This is a genomic window from Brevundimonas sp. AVps7, from assembly GCF_058681545.1.
The window spans coordinates 1,688,008-1,714,996 of the sequence record NZ_CM178742.1 but is presented as its reverse complement, the minus strand read 5'-3'; the positions used below and the strand labels follow the sequence as shown (position 1 = coordinate 1,714,996).

General features: G+C 67.2%; 33 protein-coding genes. 28 read left to right on the top strand and 5 right to left on the bottom strand.

Going from position 1 to position 26,989, the window contains the following annotated elements; genetic code table 11:
• Positions 1–5: 5 nt before the first annotated feature.
• The 3 genes from tatB (at position 6) to ACW17Y_RS08495 (ending at position 1,856) form a co-directional block, all read left to right on the top strand.
• Entirely contained in the window at positions 6–590 is a 585-nt protein-coding gene (gene tatB / locus ACW17Y_RS08505; RefSeq protein ID WP_492035295.1) for a Sec-independent protein translocase protein TatB, read from the top strand.
• On the top strand, positions 587–1,468 hold the full coding sequence (tatC, locus tag ACW17Y_RS08500) for a twin-arginine translocase subunit TatC (protein WP_492035294.1): 882 nt from the start codon (positions 587–589) through the stop codon (positions 1,466–1,468). The genes tatB and tatC overlap by 4 nt, the downstream gene beginning before the upstream one ends.
• Before the next feature lie 61 nt (positions 1,469–1,529).
• On the top strand, positions 1,530–1,856 hold the full coding sequence (locus ACW17Y_RS08495) for an excalibur calcium-binding domain-containing protein (RefSeq protein ID WP_492035293.1): 327 nt from the start codon (positions 1,530–1,532) through the stop codon (positions 1,854–1,856).
• A gap of 73 nt (positions 1,857–1,929) precedes the next feature.
• Here the strand turns inward: ACW17Y_RS08495 and glnA are convergent, their stop codons facing one another.
• Together glnA and ACW17Y_RS08485 are read right to left on the bottom strand one after the other, a co-directional pair.
• Positions 1,930–3,339, bottom strand: coding sequence for a type I glutamate--ammonia ligase (gene glnA, locus ACW17Y_RS08490; RefSeq protein ID WP_492035292.1), 1,410 nt, complete (start codon positions 3,337–3,339; stop codon positions 1,930–1,932).
• A gap of 56 nt (positions 3,340–3,395) precedes the next feature.
• Complete coding sequence (locus ACW17Y_RS08485; protein ID WP_492035291.1) at positions 3,396–3,734, bottom strand: P-II family nitrogen regulator; 339 nt, start codon at positions 3,732–3,734, stop codon at positions 3,396–3,398.
• 118 nt (positions 3,735–3,852) lie between these two features.
• Between ACW17Y_RS08485 and ACW17Y_RS08480 the strand changes: the two genes are divergently transcribed.
• The 4 genes from ACW17Y_RS08480 to ACW17Y_RS08465 all read left to right on the top strand — a co-directional run bounded on the left by ACW17Y_RS08480 (position 3,853) and on the right by ACW17Y_RS08465 (position 7,303).
• Positions 3,853–4,671, top strand: a complete 819-nt coding sequence (locus ACW17Y_RS08480) for an NAD(P)H-hydrate dehydratase (RefSeq protein WP_492035290.1) — start codon at positions 3,853–3,855, stop codon at positions 4,669–4,671.
• 41 nt (positions 4,672–4,712) lie between these two features.
• The gene (locus ACW17Y_RS08475; protein WP_492035289.1) at positions 4,713–5,222 is read left to right on the top strand and encodes a flavin reductase family protein; all 510 of its coding nucleotides are present in this window, start codon (positions 4,713–4,715) and stop codon (positions 5,220–5,222) included.
• Positions 5,219–6,073 carry an NAD(P)-dependent oxidoreductase gene (locus ACW17Y_RS08470; protein ID WP_492035288.1) on the top strand — a complete coding sequence of 285 codons (855 nt, stop codon included), beginning with the start codon at positions 5,219–5,221 and terminating at the stop codon, positions 6,071–6,073. Before ACW17Y_RS08475 ends, ACW17Y_RS08470 begins: the two co-directional genes overlap by 4 nt.
• 147 nt (positions 6,074–6,220) lie before the next feature.
• Positions 6,221–7,303: an alpha/beta fold hydrolase gene (locus tag ACW17Y_RS08465; RefSeq protein ID WP_492035287.1), complete on the top strand. Its 1,083-nt coding sequence runs from the start codon at positions 6,221–6,223 to the stop codon at positions 7,301–7,303.
• Here the strand turns inward: ACW17Y_RS08465 and ACW17Y_RS08460 are convergent.
• Both ACW17Y_RS08460 and ACW17Y_RS08455 read right to left on the bottom strand, forming a co-directional pair.
• On the bottom strand, positions 7,300–8,238 hold the full coding sequence (locus ACW17Y_RS08460) for a CAP domain-containing protein (RefSeq protein WP_492035286.1): 939 nt from the start codon (positions 8,236–8,238) through the stop codon (positions 7,300–7,302). The genes ACW17Y_RS08465 and ACW17Y_RS08460 overlap by 4 nt on opposite strands.
• Positions 8,238–8,855, bottom strand: coding sequence for a peptidylprolyl isomerase (locus ACW17Y_RS08455; RefSeq protein ID WP_492035285.1), 618 nt, complete (start codon positions 8,853–8,855; stop codon positions 8,238–8,240). The genes ACW17Y_RS08460 and ACW17Y_RS08455 overlap by 1 nt, the downstream gene beginning before the upstream one ends.
• 172 nt (positions 8,856–9,027) lie before the next feature.
• Between ACW17Y_RS08455 and ACW17Y_RS08450 the strand changes: the two genes are divergently transcribed.
• On the top strand, positions 9,028–9,186 hold the full coding sequence (locus ACW17Y_RS08450) for a hypothetical protein (RefSeq protein WP_492035284.1): 159 nt from the start codon (positions 9,028–9,030) through the stop codon (positions 9,184–9,186).
• On the opposite strand, the gene hemB is transcribed toward ACW17Y_RS08450, so the two are convergent.
• Positions 9,187–10,191 (bottom strand): porphobilinogen synthase, encoded by a 1,005-nt coding sequence (gene hemB / locus ACW17Y_RS08445; protein WP_492035283.1) that lies wholly within the window; start codon positions 10,189–10,191, stop codon positions 9,187–9,189.
• 79 nt (positions 10,192–10,270) lie between these two features.
• On the opposite strand from hemB, the gene ACW17Y_RS08440 reads away from it, so the two are divergent.
• The 20 genes from ACW17Y_RS08440 (at position 10,271) to ACW17Y_RS08345 (ending at position 26,970) form a co-directional block, all read left to right on the top strand.
• On the top strand, positions 10,271–11,410 hold the full coding sequence (locus tag ACW17Y_RS08440; RefSeq protein ID WP_492035282.1) for an isobutyryl-CoA dehydrogenase: 1,140 nt from the start codon (positions 10,271–10,273) through the stop codon (positions 11,408–11,410).
• 53 nt (positions 11,411–11,463) lie between these two features.
• Positions 11,464–11,730 carry a type II toxin-antitoxin system Phd/YefM family antitoxin gene (locus ACW17Y_RS08435; protein WP_492035281.1) on the top strand — a complete coding sequence of 89 codons (267 nt, stop codon included), beginning with the start codon at positions 11,464–11,466 and terminating at the stop codon, positions 11,728–11,730.
• Positions 11,711–12,127 (top strand): type II toxin-antitoxin system VapC family toxin, encoded by a 417-nt coding sequence (locus ACW17Y_RS08430; protein ID WP_492035280.1) that lies wholly within the window; start codon positions 11,711–11,713, stop codon positions 12,125–12,127. Before ACW17Y_RS08435 ends, ACW17Y_RS08430 begins: the two co-directional genes overlap by 20 nt.
• A 9-nt stretch (positions 12,128–12,136) precedes the next feature.
• Positions 12,137–13,180: an enoyl-CoA hydratase/isomerase family protein gene (locus ACW17Y_RS08425; RefSeq protein ID WP_492035279.1), complete on the top strand. Its 1,044-nt coding sequence runs from the start codon at positions 12,137–12,139 to the stop codon at positions 13,178–13,180.
• 63 nt (positions 13,181–13,243) lie between these two features.
• Entirely contained in the window at positions 13,244–14,020 is a 777-nt protein-coding gene (locus tag ACW17Y_RS08420) for a class I SAM-dependent methyltransferase (protein ID WP_492035278.1), read from the top strand.
• A gap of 59 nt (positions 14,021–14,079) precedes the next feature.
• A complete protein-coding gene (locus ACW17Y_RS08415; protein WP_492035277.1) occupies positions 14,080–14,832 on the top strand; it encodes a class I SAM-dependent methyltransferase in 753 nt (250 codons plus the stop codon).
• Positions 14,833–14,900: 68 nt separating this feature from the next.
• The gene (gene mmsB / locus ACW17Y_RS08410; protein WP_492035276.1) at positions 14,901–15,809 is read left to right on the top strand and encodes a 3-hydroxyisobutyrate dehydrogenase; all 909 of its coding nucleotides are present in this window, start codon (positions 14,901–14,903) and stop codon (positions 15,807–15,809) included.
• A 175-nt stretch (positions 15,810–15,984) separates the two neighbouring features.
• Positions 15,985–17,211, top strand: a complete 1,227-nt coding sequence (hemA, locus tag ACW17Y_RS08405) for a 5-aminolevulinate synthase (protein ID WP_492035275.1) — start codon at positions 15,985–15,987, stop codon at positions 17,209–17,211.
• A gap of 72 nt (positions 17,212–17,283) precedes the next feature.
• Positions 17,284–17,664, top strand: coding sequence for a hypothetical protein (locus tag ACW17Y_RS08400; protein ID WP_492035274.1), 381 nt, complete (start codon positions 17,284–17,286; stop codon positions 17,662–17,664).
• A gap of 30 nt (positions 17,665–17,694) precedes the next feature.
• Positions 17,695–17,874, top strand: a complete 180-nt coding sequence (locus ACW17Y_RS08395) for a DUF6898 family protein (protein ID WP_492035273.1) — start codon at positions 17,695–17,697, stop codon at positions 17,872–17,874.
• A 72-nt stretch (positions 17,875–17,946) separates the two neighbouring features.
• Positions 17,947–19,233 (top strand): serine hydroxymethyltransferase, encoded by a 1,287-nt coding sequence (glyA, locus tag ACW17Y_RS08390; RefSeq protein ID WP_492035272.1) that lies wholly within the window; start codon positions 17,947–17,949, stop codon positions 19,231–19,233.
• Positions 19,234–19,242: 9 nt separating this feature from the next.
• Positions 19,243–19,719, top strand: a complete 477-nt coding sequence (nrdR, locus tag ACW17Y_RS08385) for a transcriptional regulator NrdR (protein WP_309627328.1) — start codon at positions 19,243–19,245, stop codon at positions 19,717–19,719.
• Positions 19,719–20,351 (top strand): RibD family protein, encoded by a 633-nt coding sequence (locus ACW17Y_RS08380; RefSeq protein ID WP_492035271.1) that lies wholly within the window; start codon positions 19,719–19,721, stop codon positions 20,349–20,351. The genes nrdR and ACW17Y_RS08380 overlap by 1 nt, the downstream gene beginning before the upstream one ends.
• Before the next feature lie 4 nt (positions 20,352–20,355).
• Complete coding sequence (locus ACW17Y_RS08375) at positions 20,356–20,946, top strand: riboflavin synthase (protein ID WP_492035270.1); 591 nt, start codon at positions 20,356–20,358, stop codon at positions 20,944–20,946.
• Positions 20,946–22,091 (top strand): 3,4-dihydroxy-2-butanone-4-phosphate synthase, encoded by a 1,146-nt coding sequence (gene ribB / locus ACW17Y_RS08370; RefSeq protein ID WP_492035269.1) that lies wholly within the window; start codon positions 20,946–20,948, stop codon positions 22,089–22,091. Before ACW17Y_RS08375 ends, ribB begins: the two co-directional genes overlap by 1 nt.
• Positions 22,088–22,549 (top strand): 6,7-dimethyl-8-ribityllumazine synthase, encoded by a 462-nt coding sequence (gene ribH, locus ACW17Y_RS08365; protein ID WP_492038267.1) that lies wholly within the window; start codon positions 22,088–22,090, stop codon positions 22,547–22,549. The genes ribB and ribH overlap by 4 nt, the downstream gene beginning before the upstream one ends.
• The gene (gene nusB / locus ACW17Y_RS08360) at positions 22,546–23,076 is read left to right on the top strand and encodes a transcription antitermination factor NusB (RefSeq protein WP_492035268.1); all 531 of its coding nucleotides are present in this window, start codon (positions 22,546–22,548) and stop codon (positions 23,074–23,076) included. The genes ribH and nusB overlap by 4 nt, the downstream gene beginning before the upstream one ends.
• A gap of 3 nt (positions 23,077–23,079) precedes the next feature.
• Positions 23,080–24,069 carry a thiamine-phosphate kinase gene (gene thiL / locus ACW17Y_RS08355; RefSeq protein ID WP_492035267.1) on the top strand — a complete coding sequence of 330 codons (990 nt, stop codon included), beginning with the start codon at positions 23,080–23,082 and terminating at the stop codon, positions 24,067–24,069.
• A gap of 92 nt (positions 24,070–24,161) precedes the next feature.
• Complete coding sequence (locus tag ACW17Y_RS08350) at positions 24,162–24,593, top strand: hypothetical protein (protein ID WP_492035266.1); 432 nt, start codon at positions 24,162–24,164, stop codon at positions 24,591–24,593.
• A 229-nt stretch (positions 24,594–24,822) separates the two neighbouring features.
• Positions 24,823–26,970 (top strand): sodium-translocating pyrophosphatase, encoded by a 2,148-nt coding sequence (locus tag ACW17Y_RS08345; protein WP_492035265.1) that lies wholly within the window; start codon positions 24,823–24,825, stop codon positions 26,968–26,970.
• Positions 26,971–26,989: the final 19 nt, after the last annotated feature.

The window sequence follows — 26,989 nt, the reverse complement described above, 5'->3', positions numbered from 1 at the left end:
GACGCATGGGCGGCCTCGGCCCCGGGATCGGGGGCCTCGAATATCTCGTGATCGGCATCGTGGCCCTGCTCGTGGTCGGACCCGAGCGGCTGCCTGGAATGCTGCGCCAGCTCGGCAAGATGGTCGCCAAGGCGCGCGGCATGGCCAACGAGTTCCGCGCCAGCTTCGACGAAATGGCCCGCCAGTCGGAGCTCGACGAGCTCCGCAAGGAGGTGCAGGCGCTGCGTGACGGTCAGGGATCGGTCGGGCAGGGGATGGTTCGCCTCGGTGACGAGGCCAACGCCGCCTTCAAGGACATCAAGGCCGAGCTGGAGGCGCCGACCTATGTGGAGCCGCCGCCGCGCGCGGTGATGCTGGACCAGCCGGAGTTCCCGGAACCGGGGGCGACGCCTCCGACAGTGCCGGCCGCCCCGGCGAAGGCGCGCAAGCCGCGTTCGGCGGTCACGGCGGCCGCACCCGCAAAGACGCCACCCAAACCGGCTGTCGCCAAGCCCGTCGTCAAGACGCCCGCCAGGGCGGCCTCGTCAAAGCCTTCCGGCAAGGCTGCCGCCAAACCGCGCGCGCCTCGTAAACCCAAGACTGCTGAATGACGGACCGCGACGAAGCCGAGATCGAAGCGTCGCGCGCGCCGTTGATGGATCACCTGGTCGAGCTGCGCGGGCGGCTGGTCTGGTGCGTCGTGGCGTTCGGACTGGCGTTCATCGTCTGCTTCTTCTTCGCCGGACCGATCTACATCTTCCTCGTCAGGCCGTTCGCGGCGGCCAGCGCCATCTACGCCACCAACATCGGGCACAATGTTTCGCCGTTCGATCTCATCCTGGTGACGGCGGGCATCCATCCGATCCCGCCGACGACCGAAGAGGCGGCGCAGCTGATCTATACGGCGCCGCTGGAAATCCTGTTCACCAAGATGAAGCTGGCCGGCTTTGGCGCCGTGTTCCTGGCCTTCCCGGTACTGGCGTTCCAGCTCTACCGGTTCGTGGCGCCGGGCCTCTATCGCAACGAGAAGGGCGCCTTCCTGCCCTTCCTCGTGGCCTCGCCGATGCTGTTCCTGCTGGGGGCGGCGCTGGTCTATTTCGTCATGCTGCCGTTCGTGATGTGGTTCTCTCTGAGCCAGCAGATCACCTCGGACACGGTCGCGGTCGCCCTGCTGCCCAAGGTGTCGGAGTATCTGAGCCTTGTGACCGCGCTGGTCCTCGCCTTCGGCCTGTGTTTCCAGCTGCCGGTCGTGATGACCCTGCTCGGTCTGGCCGGTCTGATCAGTTCGAAATTCATGTCCGAGGGCCGCCGCTACGCCATCGTCGGCGTTGTCGTGGTGGCCGCCATCGTGACGCCGCCGGATCCGATCAGCCAGCTGATGCTCGCTGTGCCCCTGGTCATTCTCTACGAGATCTCGATCTGGTGCGTCCGGCTGATCGAACTGCGTCGCAAGAAGGACGAGGACGCGGAAGAGCAGGCGGCAGTCTAGGCCGCAGGCCTAACCATTTCAGCGAACCGGATGCTAACCGGCGCACTGGTTTGATAGCCTCATGGCCCGCCCTCGACCTCGACCCAGGTATCTTTCCCTCGGCGGCGCCGTGTTCGTCGGCGTCTTTTTGGCCACGGCGGGCGTCCTGTGGCGGACGGAAATCCAGTCCCTTGGCCTGGGCAGAACCGAACCTCCGCGCGTCTACGGCGCGCGACCTCAGCCGGCGGCTCCGCCACGCGGTCTCTTCGCGCCGCCGCCAGACCAGCATTTCCCGGGCTGCGACGCGGCTCGGGCCGCAGGACGCGTAAACATCCCCGCGTCTGATCCTTCGTATCGATCGTTCATGGATGGAGACGGCGACGGGCTGGCCTGCGAGCCGTGGCGCTAGGCCTGTGGCCATTCAACAGAAAGCCCCGGACGGCGGACCGTCCGGGGCTCTGTCTATTCGCCGATCGGGTCGATCAGCAGCTGTAATACATGTCGAACTCGACCGGGTGCGGATGGAGGGCGAGACGCATGACCTCTTCCATCTTCAGCTCGATATAGCTGTCGATGAAGTCGTCATCCATGACGCCGCCCTTCTTGAGGAAGGCGCGGTCCTTGTCGAGGTTCTCGAGGGCTTCCTTGAGCGAGCCGCAGACCTCGGGGATCGAGTGACGCTCTTCCGGCGGCAGGTCGTACAGGTTCTTGTCGGCGGGGCCGCCCGGATCGATCTGGTTCTCGATCCCGTCGAGGCCGGCCATCAGCAGGGCCACGAAGGTCAGATAGGGGTTGCCCATCGGGTCGGGGAAGCGAGCCTCCAGACGCTTGGCCTTGGGGTTCGAGGTGTGCGGGATGCGGATCGAGGCCGAACGGTTGCGGGCCGAATAGGCCAGCTTCACCGGGGCTTCGTAGCCGGGCACCAGACGCTTGTAGGAGTTGGTGGTCGAGTTGGCGAAGGCGTTGATGGCCTTGGCGTGCTTGATGATGCCGCCGATGTACCACAGACACTGCTGCGACAGGCCGGCGTACTTGTCGCCCGCGAACTGGGGCTTGCCGTCCTTCCAGATCGACATGTGGACGTGCATGCCCGAGCCGTTGTCGGCGAACATCGGCTTGGCCATGAAGGTCGCCGACTTGCCGTAGGCCGCGGCCACGTTGTGGATGACGTACTTATAGAGCTGAAGCCGGTCGGCCATGGTCAGAAGGTCGGAGAACTTCAGACCCAGTTCGTGCTGCGCCGGGGCGACCTCGTGGTGGTGCTTCTCGGGGTTGAGGCCGAGGTCGCGCATGACGCCCAGCATCTCGCCGCGCAGGTCCTGACCCGAGTCGACCGGGTTGACGGGGAAGTAGCCGCCCTTGTGCCCCGGGCGGTGGCCCATGTTGCCCTCGGTATATTCCGAGCCCGTGTTGGCCGGCAGCTCGATGGAGTCATAGCTGTAGCCGGTGTTATGCGGCGCGGTGTTCCAGCGGACGTCGTCGAAGATGAAGAACTCGGCTTCCGGGCCGAAATAGACCTGATCGCCGACACCCGAGGACTGGACATAGGCCAGGGCCTTCTTGGCCATCGAGCGGCTGTCGCGGTTGTACGGCTCCATCGTGTCCGGGTTCATCACGTCGCAGAACAGGAACATCGTGGTCTGCTGGTAGAAGGGATCGATATAGGCGGTCGTCAGATCCGGCAGCAGCAGCATGTCGCTCTCGTTGATCGCCTTCCAGCCGGCGATGGACGAGCCGTCGAACATCGTGCCCTCTTCGAGGAACTCCTCGTCGACCAGGTCGATGTCGAAGGTGACGTGCTGCAGACGACCCTTGGTGTCGGTGAAGCGGACGTCGACGTATTTCACGTCCTTGTCCTTGATCTCCTGCAGGATTTTCTTGGCGGCGCTCATAGTCGATGATCCTTCTTCGTTTCTTCTGGGGAGGAAGTTTTTTTGCGGAGTTCGGCCTAGACGGCCTGGGCTCCCGTTTCGCCGGTGCGGATGCGGATGACGTCGATCACTTCGGAAACGAAGATCTTGCCGTCGCCGATCTTGCCGGTGCGAGCTGCTGTCTGGATGGCCTCGACCACGGCCGGGGCGAGGTCGTCGGCGACCACCACCTCGATCTTGATCTTGGGCAGGAAGTCGATGACGTATTCGGCGCCGCGATAGAGTTCGGAGTGACCCTTCTGGCGGCCGTATCCCTTGGCCTCCAGCACAGTCATGCCCTGCACTCCGATGTCCTGGAGCGCTTCCTTTACGTCGTCCAGCTTGAACGGCTTGATGACGGCTTCGATCTTCTTCATGGGCGACCCCGAGGCGGCATCAGGTGGGCCAGACGCTCGGGAACCAAAGGGACATCGCATCGCAGCATAAGGCAAGGGGCGATTTGCATTTTCGTCACGGAAGGGCGTTGAGAGAAGCATGAGCGAAACCAACGATCCGACCCTGTGGCGAGACCGGATGCCGTGGCCCGGACCCGATGCGCACAAACATCAGCGTGGTCGGCTGGGCGTCGTGTCGGGCGGAATGCTCAACACCGGGGCGGCGCGATTGGCGGCGCGGGCGGGTCTGAGGGTCGGGGCCGGACTGGTGCGGATCCTGTGTCCGCCGGATGCCGGGCCTGTGATTGCGGGTGCGGTGGAGGCGGTGATGGTCTCCGACTTCGACACGCCGGAAGCGCTGGCGACCCTGGCCGGCCCGCTGGATTGCGTGGTGATCGGCCCGGCGGCGGGGCTGACGGAGGCGACGGCGCGGAACCTGAAGGCGCTGGCGGGGACGAAGGCGGCGCTGGTGGTCGACGCCGATGCGCTGACGCTGTTCAAGGGCCGGGCGGATCAGCTGTTCGCCTGTCTGGACGCAGCTGACGTGATCACGCCGCACGAGGGCGAGTTCGAGCGGCTCTTTCCCGGTCTGCTGGAGCAGGGACGCGAAGCCGCGGCCGTGCAGGCGGCACGGATCAGCGGGGCCCATGTGGTGCTGAAAGGCAGGGAGACCGTCGTCGCTGCGCCGGATGGAGGGTGCAGGGTCAACCGGAACGGCTCGCCATGGCTGGCGACGGCGGGCAGCGGGGATGTGCTGGCCGGTCTGATCGGCGGGCTGATGGCGCAGAAGATGGAAGCGTTCGATGCTGCGTCGGCGGCGGTGTGGATGCACGCGGACGCCGCCGGATGCTTCGGGCCGGGGCTGACGGCGGAGGATCTGCCGGGGCTGATGCCGGCGGTGATGCGCGATCTGAGGTGACGGCGGTTGCCTGATCCGACGGGGTCGCCTAGGTCCGTCCGGTGAGCCTTGAATCCCTTCCCGATGAGGTCGCCAGGGGCGACGTGACCGCCTATCGCAGGGCGCTGGGCGCCTTCGCGACCGGGGTCTGCGTGGTGACGGCCGACAGCACGCTCGGGCCGCTTGGCATCACGATCAACTCCTTTACCTCGATCTCGCTGACGCCGCGGCTCGTCCTGTGGTGCCTGGATGAGCGGTCGGAGCGCTGGCACGCCTTCTGCGAGGCCGAGCGATTCTCGATCCATGTGCTGGACGCGCAGTCGGAAGCGCTGGCGCGGCGCTTCGCCAAGGGCATCGGCCTGATGGAGGACCACGAGTTCCAGAGGGTCGGGGATGCGCCGCCGAGGCTGGGCGCCGCCGCCGCGCGATTCGACTGCAAGACCCATGATCGGGTGCAGATGGGCGACCACATGATGATCATCGGCGAGGTCGCGGGTTTCGAGTCCTCGGACGCGTCGACCCTGACCTATTTCCGCGGCCGCTACGGCGTGGCGGGGGGCCACACGGCATGAGGATCGGTTTCGCCGGGCTGGGCGTCATGGGCGGGCCGATGGCGCGTCATCTGGTCAAGGCCGGGCATGAGGTCGCGGGCTACAACCGGTCGCCCGACAAGGCGCGCGCCTGGGCCGAGGCCAACGGCGGACGGTTTGCCGAGTCCGTGGGCGAGGCGGCGGAGGGCGCGGACCTGTTCGTCCTGTGCGTCGGCAATGACGACGACGTGCGTCAGGTCGTGGGCGAGGCCCTGCCTGCGCTGAAGTCCGGCGCGGTGATCGTGGATCACACGACGACCTCAGCGAAGGTGGCGCGGGAAATGGCCGAGCTGTGCGGCGCCAGGGGCGTGGCCTTCATCGACGCGCCGGTCTCGGGCGGGCAGGCGGGGGCGGAGAACGGCCAGCTCAGCGTCATGGCGGGCGGCGACGCGGTTGCCTTGGAGACGGCCCGGCCGGCGGTCATGGCCTATTCAAAGGCGATCCAGCACATGGGGCCCTCGGGCTCGGGCCAGCTGACCAAGATGGTCAACCAGATCGCCATCGCCGGCGTGGTTCAGGGGCTGGCCGAAGCGGTCCACTTCGCCAAGGTGGCGGGGCTGGATACCGACGCCGCCTACGACGCCGTGTCCAAGGGCGCGGCCCAGTCCTGGCAGATGGACAATCGCTGGAAGACTGCGGCCCGTGGCGAGTTCGAGTTCGGCTTCGCCGTCGACTGGATGCGCAAGGATCTGGGACTGGTGCTGGACGAGGCGCGGGCGAATGGCGCGGTCCTGTCGCTGACGGCGCTGGTCGATCAGTTCTATTCCGAGGTCCAGGGCATGGGCGGGAACCGCTGGGATACGTCGAGCCTGAAGGCGCGGCTGAAGCCCTGAGACTGATTGGACTCGGAAGGGCCGAGTGCACAGAGTCCAAATCGCAGAGAAGAGTAACGTAGTCGACTGAAATTGTTAGACTTAGAGGTCTGAGGCAAAAGTGCGCTCCGGGCGCCTGGAGTCCAAACGATCGGCTGGAGAACGACGATGAGCCTGCGTATCGCGACGATCCTGCTGTTTCTGCTGGTCTGGTGCGGTCAGGCGAACGCCCAGACCCCGCAGACCTGGACGCCGGTTGAAGGCGATGTGGCGATCGGCGACCTGCCGATGGCGCGGGGCCAGACCCTGACCAACGCCCGCATGCACTATCGGACGCTGGGCGAGCCCCGGCGCGATGCGAGCGGCAAGGTGACCAATGCGGTGATGCTGCTGCACGGCACGGGCGGGACCGGCGCGACCTTCCTGTCTCCCCAGTTCGCGGGCGAGCTGTTCGGGCCGGGGCAGCCGCTGGATGTGACCCGCTACTACATCATCATGCCCGACAATCTGGGTCACGGGGCCTCGTCGAAGCCGAGCGACGGCCTGCGGGCCGCCTTCCCCGAATACGGCTACAACGAGATGGTCGAGGCCCAGCGGCGGATGCTGGTCGAGGGGCTGGAAGTCGATCATCTGAGGCTGATCCTCGGCACCTCGATGGGGTGCATGCACGCCTTCGTCTGGGGCGAGGCGCATCCCGATTTCGCCGACGCCCTGATGCCCATGGCCTGTATTCCGACCGAGATCGTCGGACGCAACCGGCTGTGGCGTTCGATGGTCAAGGACGCCATCCGGGCGGATCCGGCCTGGAGCGGGGGCGATTATGTCGAACAGCCCGTGCAGGGGTTGAGGACGGCGGTGGACCTGCTGCTGCTGGCCGGCGGGGCGGTGATGCCGATGCACCAGGATCTGGCCACGCCCGAGGCTGTCGATGCCTGGCTGGCGACCCAGCTGGAGCGGCGGCTGCCGACGCTGGACGCCAACGACTTCTGGTATCAGGTCAATGCGTCCTGGGACTACGACCCCTCGGCGAACCTTGAGCGGATCACGGCTCCGGTGACCTGGATCAACTCCGCCGACGACTTCATCAATCCGCCGGAGCTCGGCCTGGCCGAACGGTTCGCGCCGCGGATCGCCAACGGGACCTATCGGTTGATCCCCAACAGTCTCGACGGCAAGGGGCACGGGACTCACACCTGGGCGCGGTTCTGGAAGGACGATCTGGTCGCCCTGCTCGCGCGCAGCGAGCCCTAGGGCGTGATCCGGAACGCGTAGGCGAAGTCTCTCGACTGGCCCTGAACGCTGACGTTGCGGATCGAGACGTCGTAGGTGACGCCCGGCTGGAGGCCCTCGGCGGCGAACTGCAAACTGTTGGGCAGGCCGTAGGCGTTGTTGTCGAAAGACACGCGGCCGACTTCCACCGCGGCGCCGCCTCTCTGGCGCACCAGGACCTCGGCGTCGGCGTAGTCGACCTGTTCGCTCGCCGTCTTGTCGCGGAGATCGACGAGCACGCTGAAAGAGAGCAGCGCACGGGGGTCCCAGAACTGGGACGGATAGTCGCCGAACGGATAGGCGATGAAGCCGCCCTCAACGGGCTCGGGCACCACGCGGTTGCTGCCGATGATCCGCAGCGCGGCGCCGTCCGTGCGCCGTCCGTCGGGCAGGAGGCCGGCGACGCGGCCAAAGCTGATCGTGGCGAGGAAGGGATCCAGCAGCCAGCGCCTGTGTCCGATGCTGCCCGGGTTCATGTGGCGGACCTCGGTCATCCAGCCCGTGACCATCTCGTCCATCGAGACGAAGATCAGCCGCTCTGACGCAAGGCCGCCGAAGATGTTGCTCAGCCGCGCGCCCGTGGAGGCGTCCTCGGTGAAGCAGCGCCACCAGCTGCCCGGATAGTGCGACAGACTGCCGTTGGCGGCGAAGGTCAGGGCGGCGGCCCTGGCGGTGTCCTCGGTCGCCGGGTCGTAGGTCACCGGGGCGAGACCGTGCAGGGCCCGGACCTCATTGACCCGGGCGGTCAGGGTCGAGATCACCTCCGGCTTCAATCGACCCGGGCGGCAATGGTCGATATCGGGCGCCTCGGCATAGAGGGCGGCGGCGCGGGCGGCGAAGTCAGGGTTGCGATCCTGGGCGACGGCGGGGGCGGCCAGACAGGCGGCCGCCAGCGGCAGGGCGGCGAAGAGGCGCATCAGAAGGCCTGTTCCCGCCAGGCCTGGAGGATGGTGATTTTCGGCTCCAGCATCTGGCCGCGCATGAAGCCTTCGCCCTCGGTCGGGGAGGTGGGGCTGGCGAGGATGGCGCGGACGACGTCCATGCCCTGAACCACGCGGCCGAAGACCGCGAACCCGTCGGGATCGACCGAGAAGGAGCGTCCTGCATCGTAGGACAGGGTCGGTCCCACCGACACGAAGAAGTCGCCCGTGGCGGTGCCCGGAGCGTAGCGGGCCATCGAGACCGCGCCGTCGATATGGCTGAGGCCCGTCTGCGTCGTCGGCTCGTGGGCGATGGGCGGCAGGACCCGCTCGGGGTCATTGTTCACCCCGCCCTGGACCAGACCCATGCCGGGGCCGGACTGCATGGCGCGGTAGAAGGTCGCGCCATCGAAGCGGCGCTCGTCGACATACTTCAGGAAGTTGGCGGCCGTGATCGGGGCCTTTACGGTCTCGACCTCGATGACGATGCGACCGGCGGAGGTCTCCATCTGCACGCGGGGCAGAGGCGGGGCGGCATTGCCGGCGTCCTGAGCGGACGCGTGAGCGGGCCACAGAAGGAGGGCGGCAAGGGCGAAGAGGCCACGTCTCAGCATGGGGCTACGCTAGCGATGTCGTGGCGGACCGACAAGCGAAGGGCCTTCAGGCGGTCTCAAGACCCGGACGTCACGAGAGGGGATGCAGTCCCGGCCTCCACCGCGCCTGCTGTTGACAGGGGTTGCGCAGGCCCGTTAGCGTTGTCACCTTGGGTTGTAAAAGGGCGTGCGGATGCGGATCTTCAGCGAAGAACTCAACGCCTGGGTCCGGCACAAGCCGCTAAGCAGCATTGTTTTTTTCGTGCTGGCCATGGCGGCCTTCGGTGTGATTGGCGAATTCAGCGTGGGCTTCCTCGACGGGTTCATGGAAGAGATCACCGACGCGGACTGATCAGCCCCCCAGCAACCTCGCCGCCTGGGGCGCGAAATAGGAGAGCACCCCGGCGCAGCCCGCGCGTTTGAAGCCGTGCAGGGTTTCCAGAATGGCGCGGTCCTGATCCAGCCAGCCGTTGGCGATGGAGGCCTGCATCATCGCGTACTCACCGCTGACCTGATAGGCGAAGGTCGGGATCCTGAAGGTCTCGGACACGCGCTGGACGATGTCGAGATAGGGCATTCCCGGTTTGACCATGACCATGTCGGCGCCCTCGGCGATGTCCATGGCGACCTCTTTCAGGGCCTCGTCGGAGTTGGCGTAGTCCATCTGATAGGTCTTCTTGTCGCCCGTCAGCATCTTCGCCGAGCCGACCGCGTCGCGGTAAGGGCCGTAGAAGGCCGAGGCGAACTTGGCGGCGTAGCTGAGGATCAGGGTGTCGTGGAAACCGTTGGCCTCCAGCGCCTCGCGGATGGCCTGGACCCGGCCGTCCATCATGTCCGAGGGGGCGACGACGTCAGCGCCGGCGTGGGCCTGAATGAAGGCCTGTTCGGCGAGGCGATCCAGCGAGGCGTCGTTGACGATCTTGCCGTCCTCCACGACCCCGTCGTGGCCGTGGTCGGTGTAGCAATCCAGCGCCACGTCACACATGACGCCGATCTCGGGCGCCGCGTCCTTGATGGCCTTGATGCAGTCGGGGATCAGGCCGTCGGGGTCGGTCGCGCCCGTGCCGATCGCGTCCTTGGTCGCGGCGTCGACATTGGGGAACAGGGCGACCATGGGGATGCCGAGATCGCGGGCCTCGACGGCGGCGGCGGCGGCGGCCTTCGGCGACAGGCGGAAGACGCCGGGCATGGACGGGACGGGGACGCGGTCCTCGGCGCCGTCGTGGACGATCAGGGGCCAGATCAGGTCGGATGGGGTCAGGGTGGTCTCGGCCACCAGACGGCGCACCCAGGGCTGGCTGCGCAGGCGGCGAGGACGGGCCATGGGGAAGGCGGCGGGCGCGAAGGGGAGGGTCATGGGCGCTGCTTACCTTCCTTCTCCCATTGCGAGAAGGATGCGGATAGAAGCCAAAGAAAACGACTGACCGGGAGACACCATGGATTTCGCCCTCACCGAGGACCAGCGCGCCATTCAGGACGCAGCGCGCGCCTTCGCCGATGCGGAGCTGGCGCCCCATTCGGCCGAGTGGGACGAGACCAAACACTTCCCCGTCGATGTCATGCGACGCGCGGCCGAGACCGGATTCGCTGCTATCTACGCATCCGAGGACCACGGCGGCATGGCGCTGGGGCGGGTCGAGGCGGCTCTGATTTTTGAAGAACTGTCCAGAGGCGACGTGTCGACGGCGGCCTTCATCTCGATCCACAACATGGCGACCTGGATGATCGACCGGTTCGGGTCGGAAGACCTGCGGGCTCGCTACGTGCCTCGTCTGGCGACCATGGAGCTGATCGCCTCCTACTGCCTGACCGAGCCCGGTTCGGGGTCGGACGCGGCGGGCATGCGGACCTCGGCGACGAAGGACGGCGACGACTGGGTCTTGAACGGGTCCAAGGCCTTCATCTCGGGCGCGGGGACGTCGGACGTCTATGTCGTGATGGCGCGGACCGGCGAGCCGGGGCCGAAGGGCATCTCCGCCTTCGTGGTCGAGAAGGACACGCCGGGACTGAGCTTCGGGGCGCAGGAGAAGAAGATGGGCTGGAACTCCCAGCCCACGGCCATCGTCCAGTTTGACGACTGCCGGGTGTCGGCGGCCAACCTGCTGGGCAAGGAGGGCGACGGCTTCCGCTATGCGATGATGGGGCTGGACGGGGGGCGGCTGAACATCGCGGCCTGCTCGCTGGGCGGGGCGCGGCTCGCGCTGGAGACCGCCCAGGCCTATGTCGCGACGCGCAAGCAGTTCGGCAAGGCGCTGGCCGAGTTCCAGAATACCCAGTTCAAACTGGCCGACATGGCGACGGCGCTGGAGGCCGCCCGGCTGATGGTGCTGCGCGGGGCCTGGGCCCTGGACACCCGCCATCCGGAGGCGACCAAATGGTGCGCCATGGCCAAGCGGATGGCGACCGACGCCTGTTTCGAGATCGCCGACGAGGCGCTGCAGCTGCACGGCGGCTACGGCTATCTGAAGGACTATCCGCTGGAGCGGATCGTGCGCGACCTTCGGGTGCACAGGATCCTGGAAGGCACCAACGAGATCATGCGCGTCATCACCGCGCGGGAGATGATGCGGCAGTAGCTGCATCGCCATCCGGGTGTTATCCTGACCAGAATAATGGTCAGGAGATTACTGTGCGCACGGTTGGTGTTCTGGAAGCCAAGACAAATCTCTCGGCGCTCATCGACGAGGTGGAGGCCTCTGGCGATGAAATCGTGATTACACGCCACGGCAAGCCGGTGGCGCGTCTTTCCCCGGAGCGTTCGGGCCGCCGGATGCCGGCTGCCGGACTGGCGGAGCGCGCGCGCGTTTTTCGCACGAGGCAACCGACCGATCCGGACTGGGCCTCCCTGTCGTGGGAAGAGCTGAAGGCGATCGCGCGTGACTACCCTGATCGTTGACGCTTCGGCCGCCGCCTCCTGGCTCCTGGCCTCACAGGAGACAGGCTCCGCACTGGAACTGCTCGACCGCCTCGATTCGTTCGACCTGATGGCTCCCCACATCTTTCAGTGGGAGACCGGAAACCTGCTGGTCCGTCAGACGCGTCGTGACCCCGGGTTTGATCTGCAGGAGGCGTTCACGCTTCTCGAAGACTTCGAGATCGTCTTGGCGCCAGCCTGGGAGCGCAACGACCTGAGGCTTCTGGGCCTGTTCGCGGCGGGCCGGGGGCTCAGCCTCTTTGACGCGAGTTACCTGTGGTTCGCGATGGCGGTCGACGGGGCGATTGCGTCCCGTGACAGGGAGCTTCTGGACGCTGCGACCGCCGCCGGTCTTCCCGTATTCGATCTTCGCGATTAAGCGGGCGCCATGATCCCTGAACCTGAAATCCTGGCCCGCGTCGAGAACGGCGTCGGGCGCATCACCCTGAACCGGCCCAAGGCGCTGCATGCGCTGAATCTGGGCATGTGCGAGGCGATGACGGCGGCGCTGCTGGCGTGGCGGGACGATCCGGCGGTGATGTCCGTGCTGATCGATCATGCGGGCGAGCGCGGGTTCTGCGCCGGGGGCGACATCCGGATGATCGCCGAAAGCGGGGCGACCGATGCAGTGGAGGCGAAGGCCTTCTTCCTGACCGAGTACCGGCTGAACCACCTGATGGTCGAGTATCCGAAGCCGATCAGCGCGATCGTGGACGGGATCGTCATGGGCGGCGGGGTCGGGATTTCCGAGCCGGCCGGGGTTCGCATCGCCACGGAACGAACGACCTATGCGATGCCTGAAACGGGGATCGGCCTGTTTCCCGATGTCGGCGGGGGCTGGTTCCTGCCGAGGCTGCCGGGCGAGACCGGGACCTGGCTGGCGCTGACCGGGGCGCGGCTGAAGGCGGCGGATACGGTGGCGCTGGGGATACATACCCATTTCGTGGCGTCTGCCGGTGTCGAAACCCTGAAAGCGGACCTGCTGGCGGGCGCGCCTGACGCCGTCGCCGGCCATTCGGCGGATGCAGGGCCTTCGCCGCTCGCGCCGCATCGCGAGGCCATCGATCGGCTGTTCGCCTTCGACACGATCGAGGACATCTTCGCCGCGCTCGAAGCCGACGGGTCGGACTGGGCGCTGGCGCAGCTGGCGACGCTGAAGACCAAGTCGCCGCAGTCGATGAAGGTCACCCTGCGCCAGCTGCGGGCGGGACGGGCGATGAAGACCTTCGCCGAGGTCATGGCGATGGAGTACGGGCTCGGCGGCCGGGTGGTGCGGACCCACGACTTCCAGGAGGGGGTGCGGGCCGTCATCGTCGACAAGGACAATACGCCGAAGTGGGCGCCCGCGACGCTGGAAGGAGTCACCGACGCCGACCTCGACGCCCTGTTTGCGCCATTGCCTGCCGACGAGGAATGGACGCCGCTTCCCTGAGCGCTTGCATCCTGTGAAGCTCTCGCGCGTATGTGCGTCGAACCGCTGTTCGAGGACCGTCCCATGCTGAAATCGTCGCTGCTGATCGCCGCCTCCGCCCTGGCCCTGACGGCGTGTGCGCCCACGATGTCCGGGGAGACGCCGACCGATCCGGCGGAGCGGCCGTCGGCGACCGTCAACGACTACGCCCTGGCCATCGCCGATCCGTTGCGTCCCGCCGGCGAGGTGGCGCGGGATCCGCTGCGGAAGCCTGCCGAGATGCTGGCCTTCGCGCAGATCGACGGCGGCGAGCGCATCGCCGACGTGCGGCCGGAGGAGGGCTATTTCTCCCGCCTGTTCGCCCGCGCCGTGGGGCCGGAAGGGCGCGTCTATGCCTTCGTGCCGAACCAGACGGCGGCGCGCGAGAACGCCTTCGGCGACACCCTGGCCACCGACTATCCCAACGTGACGCGGGTCACCGGCGCACTGGAGGACCTGAGCTTCCCCGAACCGCTGGACGTGGTCTTCATGGGCCAGGAATACCACGACTTCGTCATCGACCGGTTCAATGTGGACGTGGCGGCGATGAACCTGGCGGTGTTCCGTGCGCTCAAGCCCGGCGGCCTCTATGTCATCCTGGATCACCAGGCGGCGGCGGGGGCGGGGACCTCGGTCGTCGGCACCCTGCACCGGATCGAGGGCTCGGCCCTGCGCGCACAGGTCGAGGCGGCGGGCTTCGTCTTCGACGGCGAGACCGGGGTGGTGCGTAACCCCGAGGACGACCACAGCCTGTCGGTTTTCGACGAAGCTATCCGGGGTCGCTCCGACCAGTTCGTCTACCGGTTCCGCAAGCCCGGCTGACGTCGGTCGCCGGACGCGGTAGTCTGTCCCAGCGCCGCCAGAGCACAAGGGAGAGAACCATGCGTCGTTCGCTGATCCTGGCCGTTTCGGCCGCCGTCCTGATCGCCACCGGAGGCTTCGCGTCTGCGCCCCAGGACGCCGGGGCCTATGCCGCCGTGCTGGCCGACGCGGACCGGCCCGAGGCAGACACCGCCCGCGACGCGGCACGCAAGACCGCCGAGGTCCTGGCCTTCGCCGAGGTCGGGCCGGGCGAGACGATCGGCGACATGATCATCGGCGGCGGTCATTTCACCCGCGTCTTCGCCAGCGCCGTCGGCGATGAGGGCAGCGTCGTCGCCTGGCAACCGGCCGAATTCGTCGCCTTCCAGGCCAGCTACGGCGAGGCGTTGACCGCCGCCGACGCGATGGACAACGTCTCCGGCATTCGCTCGCCCATCGGTGCGCCGGAGTTTCCGGCCGGGATGGACCTGATCTTCACGGCCCAGAACTATCACGACCTCCACCTGCGGCCCTTCCCGGAGGATACGGCGGCAAAGGTCAATGCGGCCGTGTTCGCGGCGTTGAAGCCGGGCGGCCTCTATGTGGTGATCGACCACCACGCTGCGGCGGGCGCCGGCCTCGGCGTTGCCAACACCCTGCACCGGATCGACATCGCTGACGTCAAGCGGGAGGTCGAGGCGGCGGGCTTCGTTCTGGACGGCGAAAGCGACATTCTGCTGAACGCCGAGGACCCGCTGACGGTCAATGTTTTCGATCCGTCGATCCGGGGGCGCACCAGCCAGTTCATGCTGCGCTTCCGCAAACCCGCGTGAGGGCTCTGGCGGCGGTCGGAGCGAGCGGCTAACCCCGGGCAAACGACAACGTTCAGGGAAACGCCGACATGACCGCCACCAGGATCGCCTTCATCGGCCTCGGAAACATGGGCGGCGGCATGGCCGCTAACCAGGCGAAAGCCGGCCATGCGGTCGCGGCCTTCGACCTGTCGGCGGCGGCGCTGGACCGGGCGAAGGGTGCGGGCTGCACGCCGGTCGAATCGGTCGCCGATGCAGTGCGTGACGCCGACGTCGTCATCACCATGCTGCCGGCCGGGCCGCATGTGCTGAAGGTCTATTCGGAACAGATCATCGGCGTCGCGCCGTCCTCAGCCCTCCTGCTGGATTGCTCGACTATCGACGTGGACACGGCGCGCAAGGTCGCCGGTCTGGCCAGGGAAGCCGGCTACGCCTTCGCCGACGCGCCGGTGTCGGGCGGCACGATGGCGGCGGACGCCGGGACCCTTGCCTTCATGGTCGGCTGTGACGAGGGCGACTTCGCGCGCATCGAGGCGGCGCTGGAACCCATGAGCCGGGCGACCTTCCGCGCCGGGGACCACGGGGCGGGGCAGGCGGCCAAGATCTGCAACAACATGATTCTGGGCATCACCATGCTCGGGACCTGCGAGGCGATCGCCCTTGCCGAGAAACTGGGGCTGGACCCGGTGAAGATGTTCGACATCGTCGCCAAGTCGTCGGGCCAGAGCTGGTCGACGACCACCTATTATCCCTGGCCCGGCCCGGTGCCGACCGCGCCGTCGAACCGCAACTATGACGGCGGATTCGCCACGGCGATGATGCTGAAGGATCTGAAGCTGGCGCAGGACGCGGCGGCCAAGGCCGGAGCTTCGACACCGTTGGGGGCCCAGACCGAGGCGCTGTTCCAGATGTTCGACGGCCTCGGCTACGGCGGTCGGGACTTCTCGGGCATCCTGCAGATGCTGCGCGGCAAGCTGGACGAGCTGCCCCGGCCTTGATCCATCTCAATGCGGCGCATGGCTCATGCCTCGATTGTCGCGCATGCGCACGATCGAAACTGAGAACCGTTATCAATTAGAAGGTTGCGACCATTTTGCAGCCGGCGGCGATAGACTTTCGCGGACCCGGGGCGCAAATACCGCGCGATCCAGAGAGACCACGCGAGTATCAGGGTTGTTCGACTACACCGCCGCATTCCAGTCCGCCGTCGACCAGGTGAAGGGCGAGGGGCGCTATCGCGTCTTCGCCGACCTGAAGCGGGTGCGCGGACAGTTTCCGAAGGCGGTTCGGCGGCTGGATGACGGGTCCGAGCAGGATGTCGTCATCTGGTGCTCCAACGACTACCTCGGCATGGGCCAGCATCGGGTCGTGCTGGAGGCCATGCAGGCCGAACTGGACGCCGTGGGCGCCGGCGCCGGCGGCACGCGGAATATCTCGGGCACGACGCGCTCCGCCGTGGATCTGGAGGCCGAGCTGGCGTCCTGGCACCAGAAGGAAGCCAGCCTGCTGTTCACCTCGGGCTATGTGGCCAATGAGGCGACGCTGACGACGCTGCAGCGGATCCTGCCCGGCCTGATCATCTTCTCCGACAGCCTGAACCACGCCTCGATGATCGCAGGCATCCGCAACGGCGGCTGCGAGCGTCACGTCTTCCTGCACAACGATCTGACGCATCTGGAAGAGCTGCTGGCCGCCGCGCCGGCCGATGCGCCCAAGCTGATCGCGTTCGAAAGCGTCTATTCGATGGACGGCGATATCGCCGACCTGGCCGGGACGATCGCCCTGGCGAAGAAGTACAACGCCATGACCTATCTCGACGAGGTCCATGCGGTGGGCCTCTACGGCGAGACCGGCGCGGGCGTGGCCGAGCGTGACGGCGTACTGGACGGCATCGACATCGTCGAATGCACCCTGGGCAAGGCCATCGGCGTCATGGGTGGCTATATCGCCGCCGACGCGGTGATCGTGGACGCGGTGCGGTCGTGGGCCTCGGGCTTCATCTTCACGACCAGCCTTCCGCCCGCACTGACGGCCGGAGCCCTGGCCTCGGTCCGCCACCTTAAGACCCATCCGGAACTGCGCGACGCCCATCAGGAGCGCGCCCGGACCCTGAAGGACCGTTTCGCCGCCGCCGGCATCCCGGTGATGCCGAGCGAGAGCCACATCGTCCCGGTCTTCGTCGGCGATCCGGTTCATACCAAGATGATCTCGGACATGCTGCTGGAAGAGTTCGGCGTCTATGTTCAGCCGATCAACTATCCGACCGTGCCCAAGGGCACGGAGCGTCTGCGCTTCACCCCCTCGCCGAACCACGACGATGGCATGATGGACGCCCTGGTCACGGCGATGGACAGGCTGTGGACCCACTGCAACGTCGCCCGGATGCCCGCGGCGGCCTGAGACCTCCATCCGCCACCTTGGATGACCACCCTCGCCGAATCGTGTTCGACCAGACGGGAGGGAGAACAGCTCATGCGCATCATCGGCGTCTTCACGGCGGCCCTGCTCGTCACGGCCTGCGGCGGCGAGGCGGGCGATAGCGGCGGGCCTGTCTCGCCGCTTGGCGTCTACGTCTGCGATTCCACGCAGATGATCGGTGGCATGGTGATGCCCCAGCCTGAGCCCGTCTTCATGTTCGGCGTGACCGGACCGGGCCGATATCGCGCCTTCGACGGGGGCAGCGGGCGATTCGGGATCACCGGCGGAATCCTGATTATTACGTCTGGGCCGCTGGAAGGGACACGCTATCGTCAGGACAGCGAAACCTACTTCCAGCCCATAGACGACGACGGTCAGCCGAGCGGAATCCGGTGCGTTCACAGCGCCACCAAGGACATCGACCAGCCATGGTGAGGCGAGGTCCCGCGCCGCGACTCTGCGCTGATGTCTGACGATCCGGGCGAAGTCATCATCGAGGCGATCCGCAACGGGACCTATCTGAAGGTCACGGCCGTCCATGTCGCGACCGGGCGGGAAGCGACGGCGGTCGGGCCCGCGCATGAACCGAGGGCCGTCGAACGCCTCGCCATAGCCAAGCTAAAGCGGCTTCTCGACGCCTCCTGACACAAGATGTTGTGGTGAACGGGCGCGGGGACTAGACAGGCGGCCTCCCGTTTCGTCAGCCCGGATCTGCCCGTGACCGCTCCCTTCATTCACGACGCCTATTTCTCCAAGGGTCTGGCCGAGGCCGATCCGGAGGTCTTCGCGGGCGTCACCGGAGAACTGCACCGTCAGCAGGAGCAGATCGAGCTGATCGCCTCCGAAAACATCGTCTCACGGGCGGTGCTGGACGCGCAGGGCACTGTCCTGACGAACAAATACGCCGAGGGCTATCCGGGGCGGCGCTACTACGGCGGCTGCGAATACGTCGACATCACCGAGAACCTGGCGCGCGAGCGGGCCAAGGAACTGTTCGGCGCGGCCTTCGCCAACGTCCAGCCGCACTCGGGCGCCCAGGCGAACCAGGCGGTCTTCTTCGCCCTGCTGCAGCCCGGCGACACCTTCCTGGGCATGGATCTGGCCTGCGGCGGCCACCTGACGCACGGCAGCCCCGCCAACCAGTCGGGCAAGTGGTTCCGGCCGGTGACCTACAAGGTGTCGGAAGACACCCATCTGATCGACTACGACCACGTCGCCGAGATGGCGCAGAAAGAGAAGCCCAGGCTGATCGTGGCGGGCGCCTCGGCCTACAGCCGCCACATCGACTTCGCCCGCTTCCGCGAGATCGCCGACAGTGTCGGGGCCTGGCTGATGGTGGACATGGCCCACTATGCCGGTCTGGTGGCCGGCGGCGCCTATCCGAACCCGGTGCCGCATGCTCACGTCGTGACGACGACGACGCACAAGACCCTGCGCGGTCCTCGCGGCGGCATGATCCTGTCCAACGACATCGAGCTGGGCAAGAAGATCAACTCGGCCGTCTTCCCGGGCCTGCAGGGCGGGCCGCTTGAGCATGTCATCGCCGCCAAGGCCGTCGCCTTCGGCGAAGCGCTGAAGCCGGAGTTCAAGCTCTATGCGAAACAGGTCGTCCTGAACGCCCAGGCCCTGGCCGGGGTGCTGATCGAGCGCGGCCTGGCGGTCGTGTCGGGCGGCACTGACAGCCACATCGTCCTCGTCGATCTGCGTCCCAAGAGCGTGACCGGCAAGGCGACCGAGCTGCAGCTCGAGCATGCCCTGATGACCTGCAACAAGAACGGCGTGCCGTTCGACACCGCGCCGTTCACGGTCACCTCGGGCGTTCGCCTGGGCACGCCGGCCGGCACGACGCGCGGCTTCCGCGAGGAAGAGTTCAAGCAGATCGGTCACTGGATCGCCGACGTCGTGTCGTCGATGAACGGCGGGGACGAAGCCGATCCGGCCGTGGTCGCCGAGGTCGCCGGACAGGTCCGCACCCTGACCGCCCGCTTCCCGATCTACGGATAGGGGCCCGGGATGAAGTGCCCCTTCTGCGGCAACGCGGACAGCCAGGTGAAGGACAGCCGCCCGTCGGACGACGGCGCGGCCATCCGTCGTCGCCGGTCCTGTCCCAACTGCAACGGGCGCTTCACGACCTTCGAACGGGTCCAGTTGCGCGAACTGGTGATCCTGAAGCGGAACGGGCGGAGGACGCCCTTTGATCGGGACAAGCTGGAGCGGTCGCTGGCGATCGCCCTGCGCAAACGCCCGATCCAGCCCGAGCAGATCGAACAGCTGGTGTCCCGCATCGTTCGCCAGCTCGAAAGCCTGGGCGAGACCGAGATTCCGTCCAGCGTCGTCGGCGACTTCATCATGAAGGGGCTGAAGGGCGTCGATGAGGTCGCCTATGTTCGCTACGCCTCGGTCTACAAGGACTTCCGGGCGACCGGCGATTTCGCCCGCTTCCTCGGCGACGAGGGCCTGGACGACGATCAGGGATCGTCGAGGAGCTGATGAGACCGCGGATCACCTGGAAGGTCGCCACGTCGCTGGACGGGCGGATCGGCACGTCGACGGGCGAAAGCCAGTGGATTACGGGCCCGCAGTCGCGCGAGCAGGGTCACCGGCTGCGCGCCGCGCATGATGCCGTTCTGGTCGGGGTAGAGACGGTTCTGGCCGACGATCCGCGCCTGACGGTGCGGCTGCCCGAGGGTGAAACAGGCAAGGATCCGCTCCGGGTCGTGCTGGACTCGAAGCTGCGGACGCCTTCGTTCGCGCGGCTGGCCAAAGCGGGTACGCTGATCCTGACGACGCGCGATCCGGTCCCGGTCGGCGAGGCGGAGATTCTGAAAGTGAAGGGCGACAGCCAGGGGCGGCCGAGCGTCGAGGCCGTGCTGGAAACCCTGTCCGGACGCGGCATCAGATCGCTGATGATCGAAGGCGGCGGCCGGGTCGCGGCCTGTTTCATCACGGCCGGGGTGGTCGATGCGATCGAGTGGTTCCGGGCGCCGATCCTGCTCGGCGGAGATGGCCGTCCGGGCGTCGCAACCCTGGCTCTGGCGCGGCTCGCCCACGCACCGAAGTACCGGCGCCTTGCGGCGGAGCCCATGGGTGACGACCTGTGGGAACGTTACGAGAAGGCTTGAAGCGTTGTTTACGGGAATTATCACCGACATCGGCCGCGTCCGCTCGGTCGCGCAAACGGCGCGTGATCGCCGCTATGAGGTCGAGACCGCCTGGGATGTGTCGGGCATCGACCTGGGCGCCTCCATCAGCCATGCTGGCGTCTGTCTGACCGTGGTGGAGAGGGGCGACCGCTGGTTCGCCGTCGAGGTGTCGGGCGAGACCCTGGACAAGACGACGCTGGGCGGCTGGGCCGCCGGCACGCCGGTCAATCTGGAGAGGGCCACGAAGGTGGGCGACGAACTGGGCGGCCATATCGTCTCGGGCCATGTCGACGGCCTGGGCACGGTCGTGGAGATCGTCCCGGAGGGCGGATCGCACCGGATCGTCATCGAGGCGCCCGAGCCCCTGCACCGTTTCATCGCCGCCAAGGGCTCTATCACGGTGGACGGTGTGTCCCTGACGGTGAACAGCGTGGATGGCCGCCGCTTCGGCCTGAACATCATCCCGCACACCTGGGAGGCGACGACGCTCGGCGCCCTGACGGTCGGCAGCGCGGTCAATCTGGAGATCGACATGCTGGCGCGTTACCTCGCGCGGTGGCAGGAGACGGCGTGATGACCAACACCATCGTCCTGGCCCACGACATGTTCGACAGTCCGATCAGCCCGATCGAGGATATCCTGGAGGACGCCCGCAACGGCCGTCCCTATATCCTCGTCGACGCCGAGGATCGTGAGAACGAGGGCGACATCATCATTCCTGCCCAGTTCGCCACGCCGGACCAGATCAACTTCATGATCCGGCAGGCGAGGGGACTGGTCTGTCTGGCCCTGACCGCCGAGCGCGCGACCCAGCTGCGCCTGCCGCCGATGGCCGCCGACAATCGCGAGAGTATGAAGACGGCCTTCACCGTCTCGATCGAGGCGAAGGACGGCGTCACCACGGGCATCTCGGCCGCAGACCGGGCGCGCACGATCCAGGTCGCGACCGATCCGTCGAAGGGCATGGATGACCTCGTCTCGCCCGGCCACATCTTCCCGCTGGTCGCCCGCGACGGCGGCGTTCTGGTCCGTGCGGGTCACACCGAGGCGGCCGTGGACATCAGCCGGATGGCGGGTCTCAACCCGTCCGGGGTGATCTGCGAGATCATCAAGGACGACGGCGAGATGGCGCGCCTGCCGGATCTGATCGGCTTCGCCCAGCTGCACGGGCTGAAGATCGGCACCATCGCCGACCTGATCGCCTATCGCCGCCGCACCGAGCGGTTCGTCGAACGGATCATGGATCAGCCATTCGAGAGCGTGCACGGCGGCCCGTTCCGTCTGATGCTCTACAAGAACACGATCGAGGGCGCCGAGCACGTCGCCCTGGTCCACGGCCGGATCGAGCCGGGCAAGCCGACCCTCGTCCGCATGCATCAGGTGGACTTCGCCGCCGACCTGCTGGGCCATGTCGAGGAGCGTCAGAGCTATATCCCCGACGCCCTGAAGACGATCACCGCGCATGACGGACCGGGCGTCGTCGTCTTCCTGCGCGACCCGACGCTGCAGGGCTTGGCCGAGCGACTGGCGGGTGTGGACAGGCCCGCGGCGGTCGATCGGTCGCTTAGAAACTACGGCGTGGGCGCGCAGATCCTGCTGGATCTGGGGGTCAAGGACATGATCGTCATGAGCTCCACACGCCCCGAACCCGCCGCCATCGAGGGCTACGGCCTGCGCATCGTCGGCTGGCGCGACATGGACGGAGAAGACCAATCCTGAAGGATCCCCCCCGCGTCCTCATCGTCGAGGCGCGCTTCTATGACGAACTGGCCGACGCGCTTCTGGAAGGCGCGAAGGATGCGCTGCGCTCGCAGGGCGTCGATTTCGACGTCGTCACCGTGCCGGGTGCTCTCGAGATCCCGCCGACCATCGCCCTGGCCGAGGAGGCCGGAAAGTTTCCGACCGCACCGCGCTATGACGGCTATGTCGCCCTGGGCTGCGTGATCCGCGGCGAGACCTATCATTTCGAGATCGTGTCCGATCAGTCGGCCTCGGGGATCATGCTGCTTGGCATCCGCGGGACGATCATCGGCAACGGCATTCTCACCGTCGAGGACGAGGACCAGGCCTGGGCCCGGGCGCGTCTGTCCGAGGGCGACAAGGGCGGCGGCGCGGCGCGCGCCTGCATGGACCTCATTGCGCTGAAGAAGCGTCTGCGCGTAGGGCTCGGGGAATGACCGAACCCAACTCCATTCAGGCCGTCCTCGCCCAGCTGGCCGAGAACGAACGCGCCCAGGCCGAACCGCAGCTGACCAGCCGCCAGCGCCGTGCTCGCACCGTGGCGCGTCTGGCCGCCGTCCAGGCCCTGTACCAGATGGAGCTGGCCGGGGAGGGGGTCGAGACCGTCATCACCGAGTTCTCGAACCACCGCTTTGACGCCGACATCGAGGGCGAACCGCTGGCAGAGGCCGATGAGGCCTGGTTCGCTGACGTGGTGCGCGGTGTGATCGGCGACCAGAAGGACATCGACGCGGCCGTCAAGGCGCGGCTGGCCTCGAACTGGCGGATGGAGCGTCTCGACGCGACCTTGCGGGCCCTGCTGCGGTGCGGAGCCTGGGAACTGATGCACAAGACCGACGTGCCCAGGGAAATCGTCATCGACGAGTATGTCGAGCTGGCCAAGGCCTTCTTCGACGAGGCCGAGGCCAAGTTCGTCAACGCCGCCCTGGACGGCGTGGCCCGCGACGTGCGCCCGAAGGCCTAGGTCATGGCCGCCCTCGACGCCGCCGGCGAATTCGAGACCATCAAGAAGCTGTTCGCCCCGCTGGCCCATCCGGACCACGCCTGGGGTCTGACCGATGACGTGGCGGTGATGCCGACGCGACCGGGCGCGGATCTGGTCCTGACCAAGGACGCGATCGTCGAAGGCGTGCATTTCCTGCCCGGCGACCCGCTCGACACCGTCGCGCAGAAGCTTTTGCGGGTGAACCTGTCCGATCTGGCGGCCAAGGGCGCCGAGCCGTTCGGCTATTTGCTGGCCTGTCACTGGTCGCCGCGCTGCGGCTGGCCGGAACGGGAGGCCTTCGCGGCGGGGCTGGCGGCGGACCAGAAGGCGTTCGGCATCCACCTGCTGGGCGGAGACACGGTGCTGACGCCGGGGCCGGCGTCCTTTTCCGCCACCATGCTGGGCTGGGCGCCGAAGGGCGGCCCGGTCACGCGCGGAGGGGCCAGGCCGGGGCACGGTGTCTATGTCACCGGGATGATCGGCGACGGCTGGTTGGGGCTGCAGGCCGCCAAGGGCCATCTGAAGCTGGAGCCGGAACGGATCGACGCGCTGACGGAACACTATCGCCGGCCCGTGCCGCAGCTGGCCTTCGGTCAGGCGGTGCAGGGACTGGCCACGGCCATCATGGACGTCTCGGACGGACTGATCGCGGACCTCGGCCATATCGCGGCGGCGAGCGGCGTGGCGGCCCAGGTTCAGCTGGAACTGCTGCCCCGGTCGGCGGCGGCGGCGGCCTGGTTCGAGACCCGGACCGATCCCGAGGCGGCGCTGGAGACCCTGGCGACCGGAGGCGACGACTACCAGCTGCTGCTGACGGCCCATCCGTCGGACGAGGCGGCGCTGAAGCGCGAGGCGGACAGGCTGCTGCTGCGCCTGACCCGCGTCGGCACGGTGTCGGCAGGCAGGGGCGTGACGGCCACCTATCTCGGCCAGCCGGTCGAGATCCGAAAGTCGGGCTGGACCCACGGCTGAAACGGTCCCGGATCTCCGCCTTGCTCCGTCCGGGATGACAAGGCCCTGAGCGAAGCAACGGAATCTCAATCGGTTCGCGCGATACAGGTCGCATGCGCCGCAGAGACATCTTCGCCCTTGGAACCCTGGCCCTGGCCGGAACCGCTGCCACAGCCGCTTCGGCTTCCGATGCGCCGTCCGGCGGCGGAGGCGGGGCGACCCTGAACATCGCCGGCGTCGGTCTGCCGATCATCGCGGGCGGCCGGATCCGCAACTACGTCTTCGTGACCATCAGCCTGACGCTTGGCTCCGGAACGACGCCGGAGCAGATGCGGGCCAAGGAGCCGTATTTCCGCGACGCCCTGGTCCGCGCCGCGCATCGCACGCCGTTCGTCCTGGCCGATGACTGGACCCAGGTCGACGCCCCGGCGGTCTGCGCCATGCTGATGCGGGTCGCGCCCTCGATCTCGGGAGCCGGCTCCATCGCCAGCGCCCAGGTTGCGCTTCAGGCGCCGCGCCGCCGCACGGGCGTCAGGCCTACCTGAAGGGCGCTACCGCTCACGTCGCCGTCGTTCGATGCCTGAGCGCGGGCCGCTCCATTCCTGAAAAACGCCGGTTGCGTCGCTCCGACGCAGTTGTAAGCTTCCCGGGCAATTCCCGAGGGGCGCGCTACTGCGTCCAGACTGCGCACGGGGGGACCGGAAGGCGGACAGAGGCCAAAAGGCCCGCCGCGCCAAGGGTCCGCGCGCCTATGCATTAGGTATGGAAACGCCAATGACAAACTATCTGTGGCTAGTGATAGCCGCCGGTGCGCTGGGGGTCCTGTACGGACTGATCCAGACCGCCAGTCTGATGAAGGCCGAAACCGGCAACGACAAGATGCGAGAGATCGCAGCGGCTATTCAGGAAGGCGCCTCGGCCTATCTGAAGCGCCAGTACACCACCATCGGCATGGTCGGAGTGGTCATCCTGATCGCCGCCTGGCTGCTGATCGGACAATACGCCGCCATCGGCTTCGTGATCGGCGCGGTCCTGTCGGGCCTGGCCGGGTTCGCCGGCATGCTGATCTCGGTCCGCGCCAACGTGCGCACGGCGCATGCGGCGTCGCAGAGCCTGTCGAAGGGTCTGGACCTCGCGTTCCGTTCGGGCGCCATCACCGGCATGTTCGTGGCGGGCGGCGCCCTGATCGGCGTGGCCGGCTACTACGCCGTGCTGACCGAAGGCCTGGGCCTCGAGTCCACGGGTCGCGAGGTCATCGACGGTCTGGTGGCCCTGGGCTTCGGCGCCTCGCTGATCTCCATCTTCGCGCGTCTGGGCGGCGGCATCTTCACCAAGGGCGCCGACGTCGGCGGCGACATGGTGGGTAAGGTCGAGGCCGGCATTCCCGAGGATGATCCCCGCAACGCCGCGACCATCGCCGACAACGTCGGCGACAACGTCGGCGACTGCGCCGGCATGGCCGCCGACCTGTTCGAGACCTATGCGGTGACCACGGTCGCCACCATGGTGCTGGCGGCCATCTTCTTCCGCGACCAGCCCTATGTCGACGTGATGATGCTGCTGCCGCTGGCCATCTGCGGCATCTGTATCGTGACCTCGATCGTCGGGTCGTTCTTCGTGCGCCTCGGCAAGTCCAACAACATCATGGGCGCCCTGTATCAGGGCCTGATCGTCACCGGCGTGCTGTCGGTCGGCGCGGTCTACTGGGTCATCACGACCCTGGTCACCGGACCGGTCGTCACGACCAGCGGTCTGCAGATCGAGCCTATGGCCCTGTTCTGGGCCGGCATGGTGGGTCTCGCTGTCACCGCGGCCATCGTGGTGATCACCGAATACTACACCGGCTCGAACTTCCGCCCCGTGCGGTCGGTGGCCAACGCTTCGGTCTCGGGCCACGGCACCAACGTCATCCAGGGTCTGGCCGTGTCGCTGGAGTCCACCGCCCTGCCTGCGCTGGTCATCATCGTCGGCATCATCGCCAGCTTCCAGCTGGCCGGTCTGTTCGGCATCGCCATCGCCACCACGACGATGCTGGGCGTGGCCGGGATGATCGTGGCGCTCGACGCCTTCGGTCCCGTGACCGACAACGCCGGCGGCATCGCCGAGATGGCGGGTCTGCCGGCTGACGTTCGTCACGTCACCGACGCCCTGGACGCCGTGGGCAACACCACCAAGGCCGTGACCAAGGGCTATGCGATCGGTTCGGCGGGCCTCGGCGCGCTGGTGCTGTTCGCCGCCTATACGTCTGACCTGCAGTACTTCGCCGCCAACCCGGCCGAGTATCCGTTCTTCGCCAACATGGGCGTGGTCGCCTTCGACCTGACCAATCCCTACGTCGTCGTCGGTCTGCTCTTCGGGGGGCTGCTGCCCTTCCTGTTCGGAGGCATGTCGATGATGGCCGTGGGCCGCGCGGCCGAATCGGTCGTCGAGGAGGTTCGTCGCCAGTTCCGCGAGAACCCCGGCATCATGACCTATGAGGTCAAGCCGGAGTACGGCCGGGCCGTCGACATCCTGACCAGGGCGGCGATCCGCGAGATGATCGTGCCGTCGCTGTTGCCGGTGCTGTCGCCTATCGTTCTGTTCACGGCGATCCTGTTCATCTCGGACAAGGCCAACGCCTTCGCCTCGCTGGGCGCCATGCTGATGGGCGTCATCGTGACCGGCCTGTTCGTGGCCATCTCGATGACCTCGGGCGGCGGCGCCTGGGACAACGCCAAGAAGGTCATTGAAGAGGGCTTCACCGACAAGAACGGCGTCGTCCACGGCAAGGGCTCCGAGGCGCACAAGGCCGCGGTGACCGGCGATACGGTCGGCGATCCCTACAAGGACACGTCCGGCCCGGCGGTGAACCCGATGATCAAGATCACCAACATCGTGGCCCTGCTGCTGCTGGCGGTGCTGGCGAGCGGGAACATCGGCTGATCGTCACACGTCGCTGAAA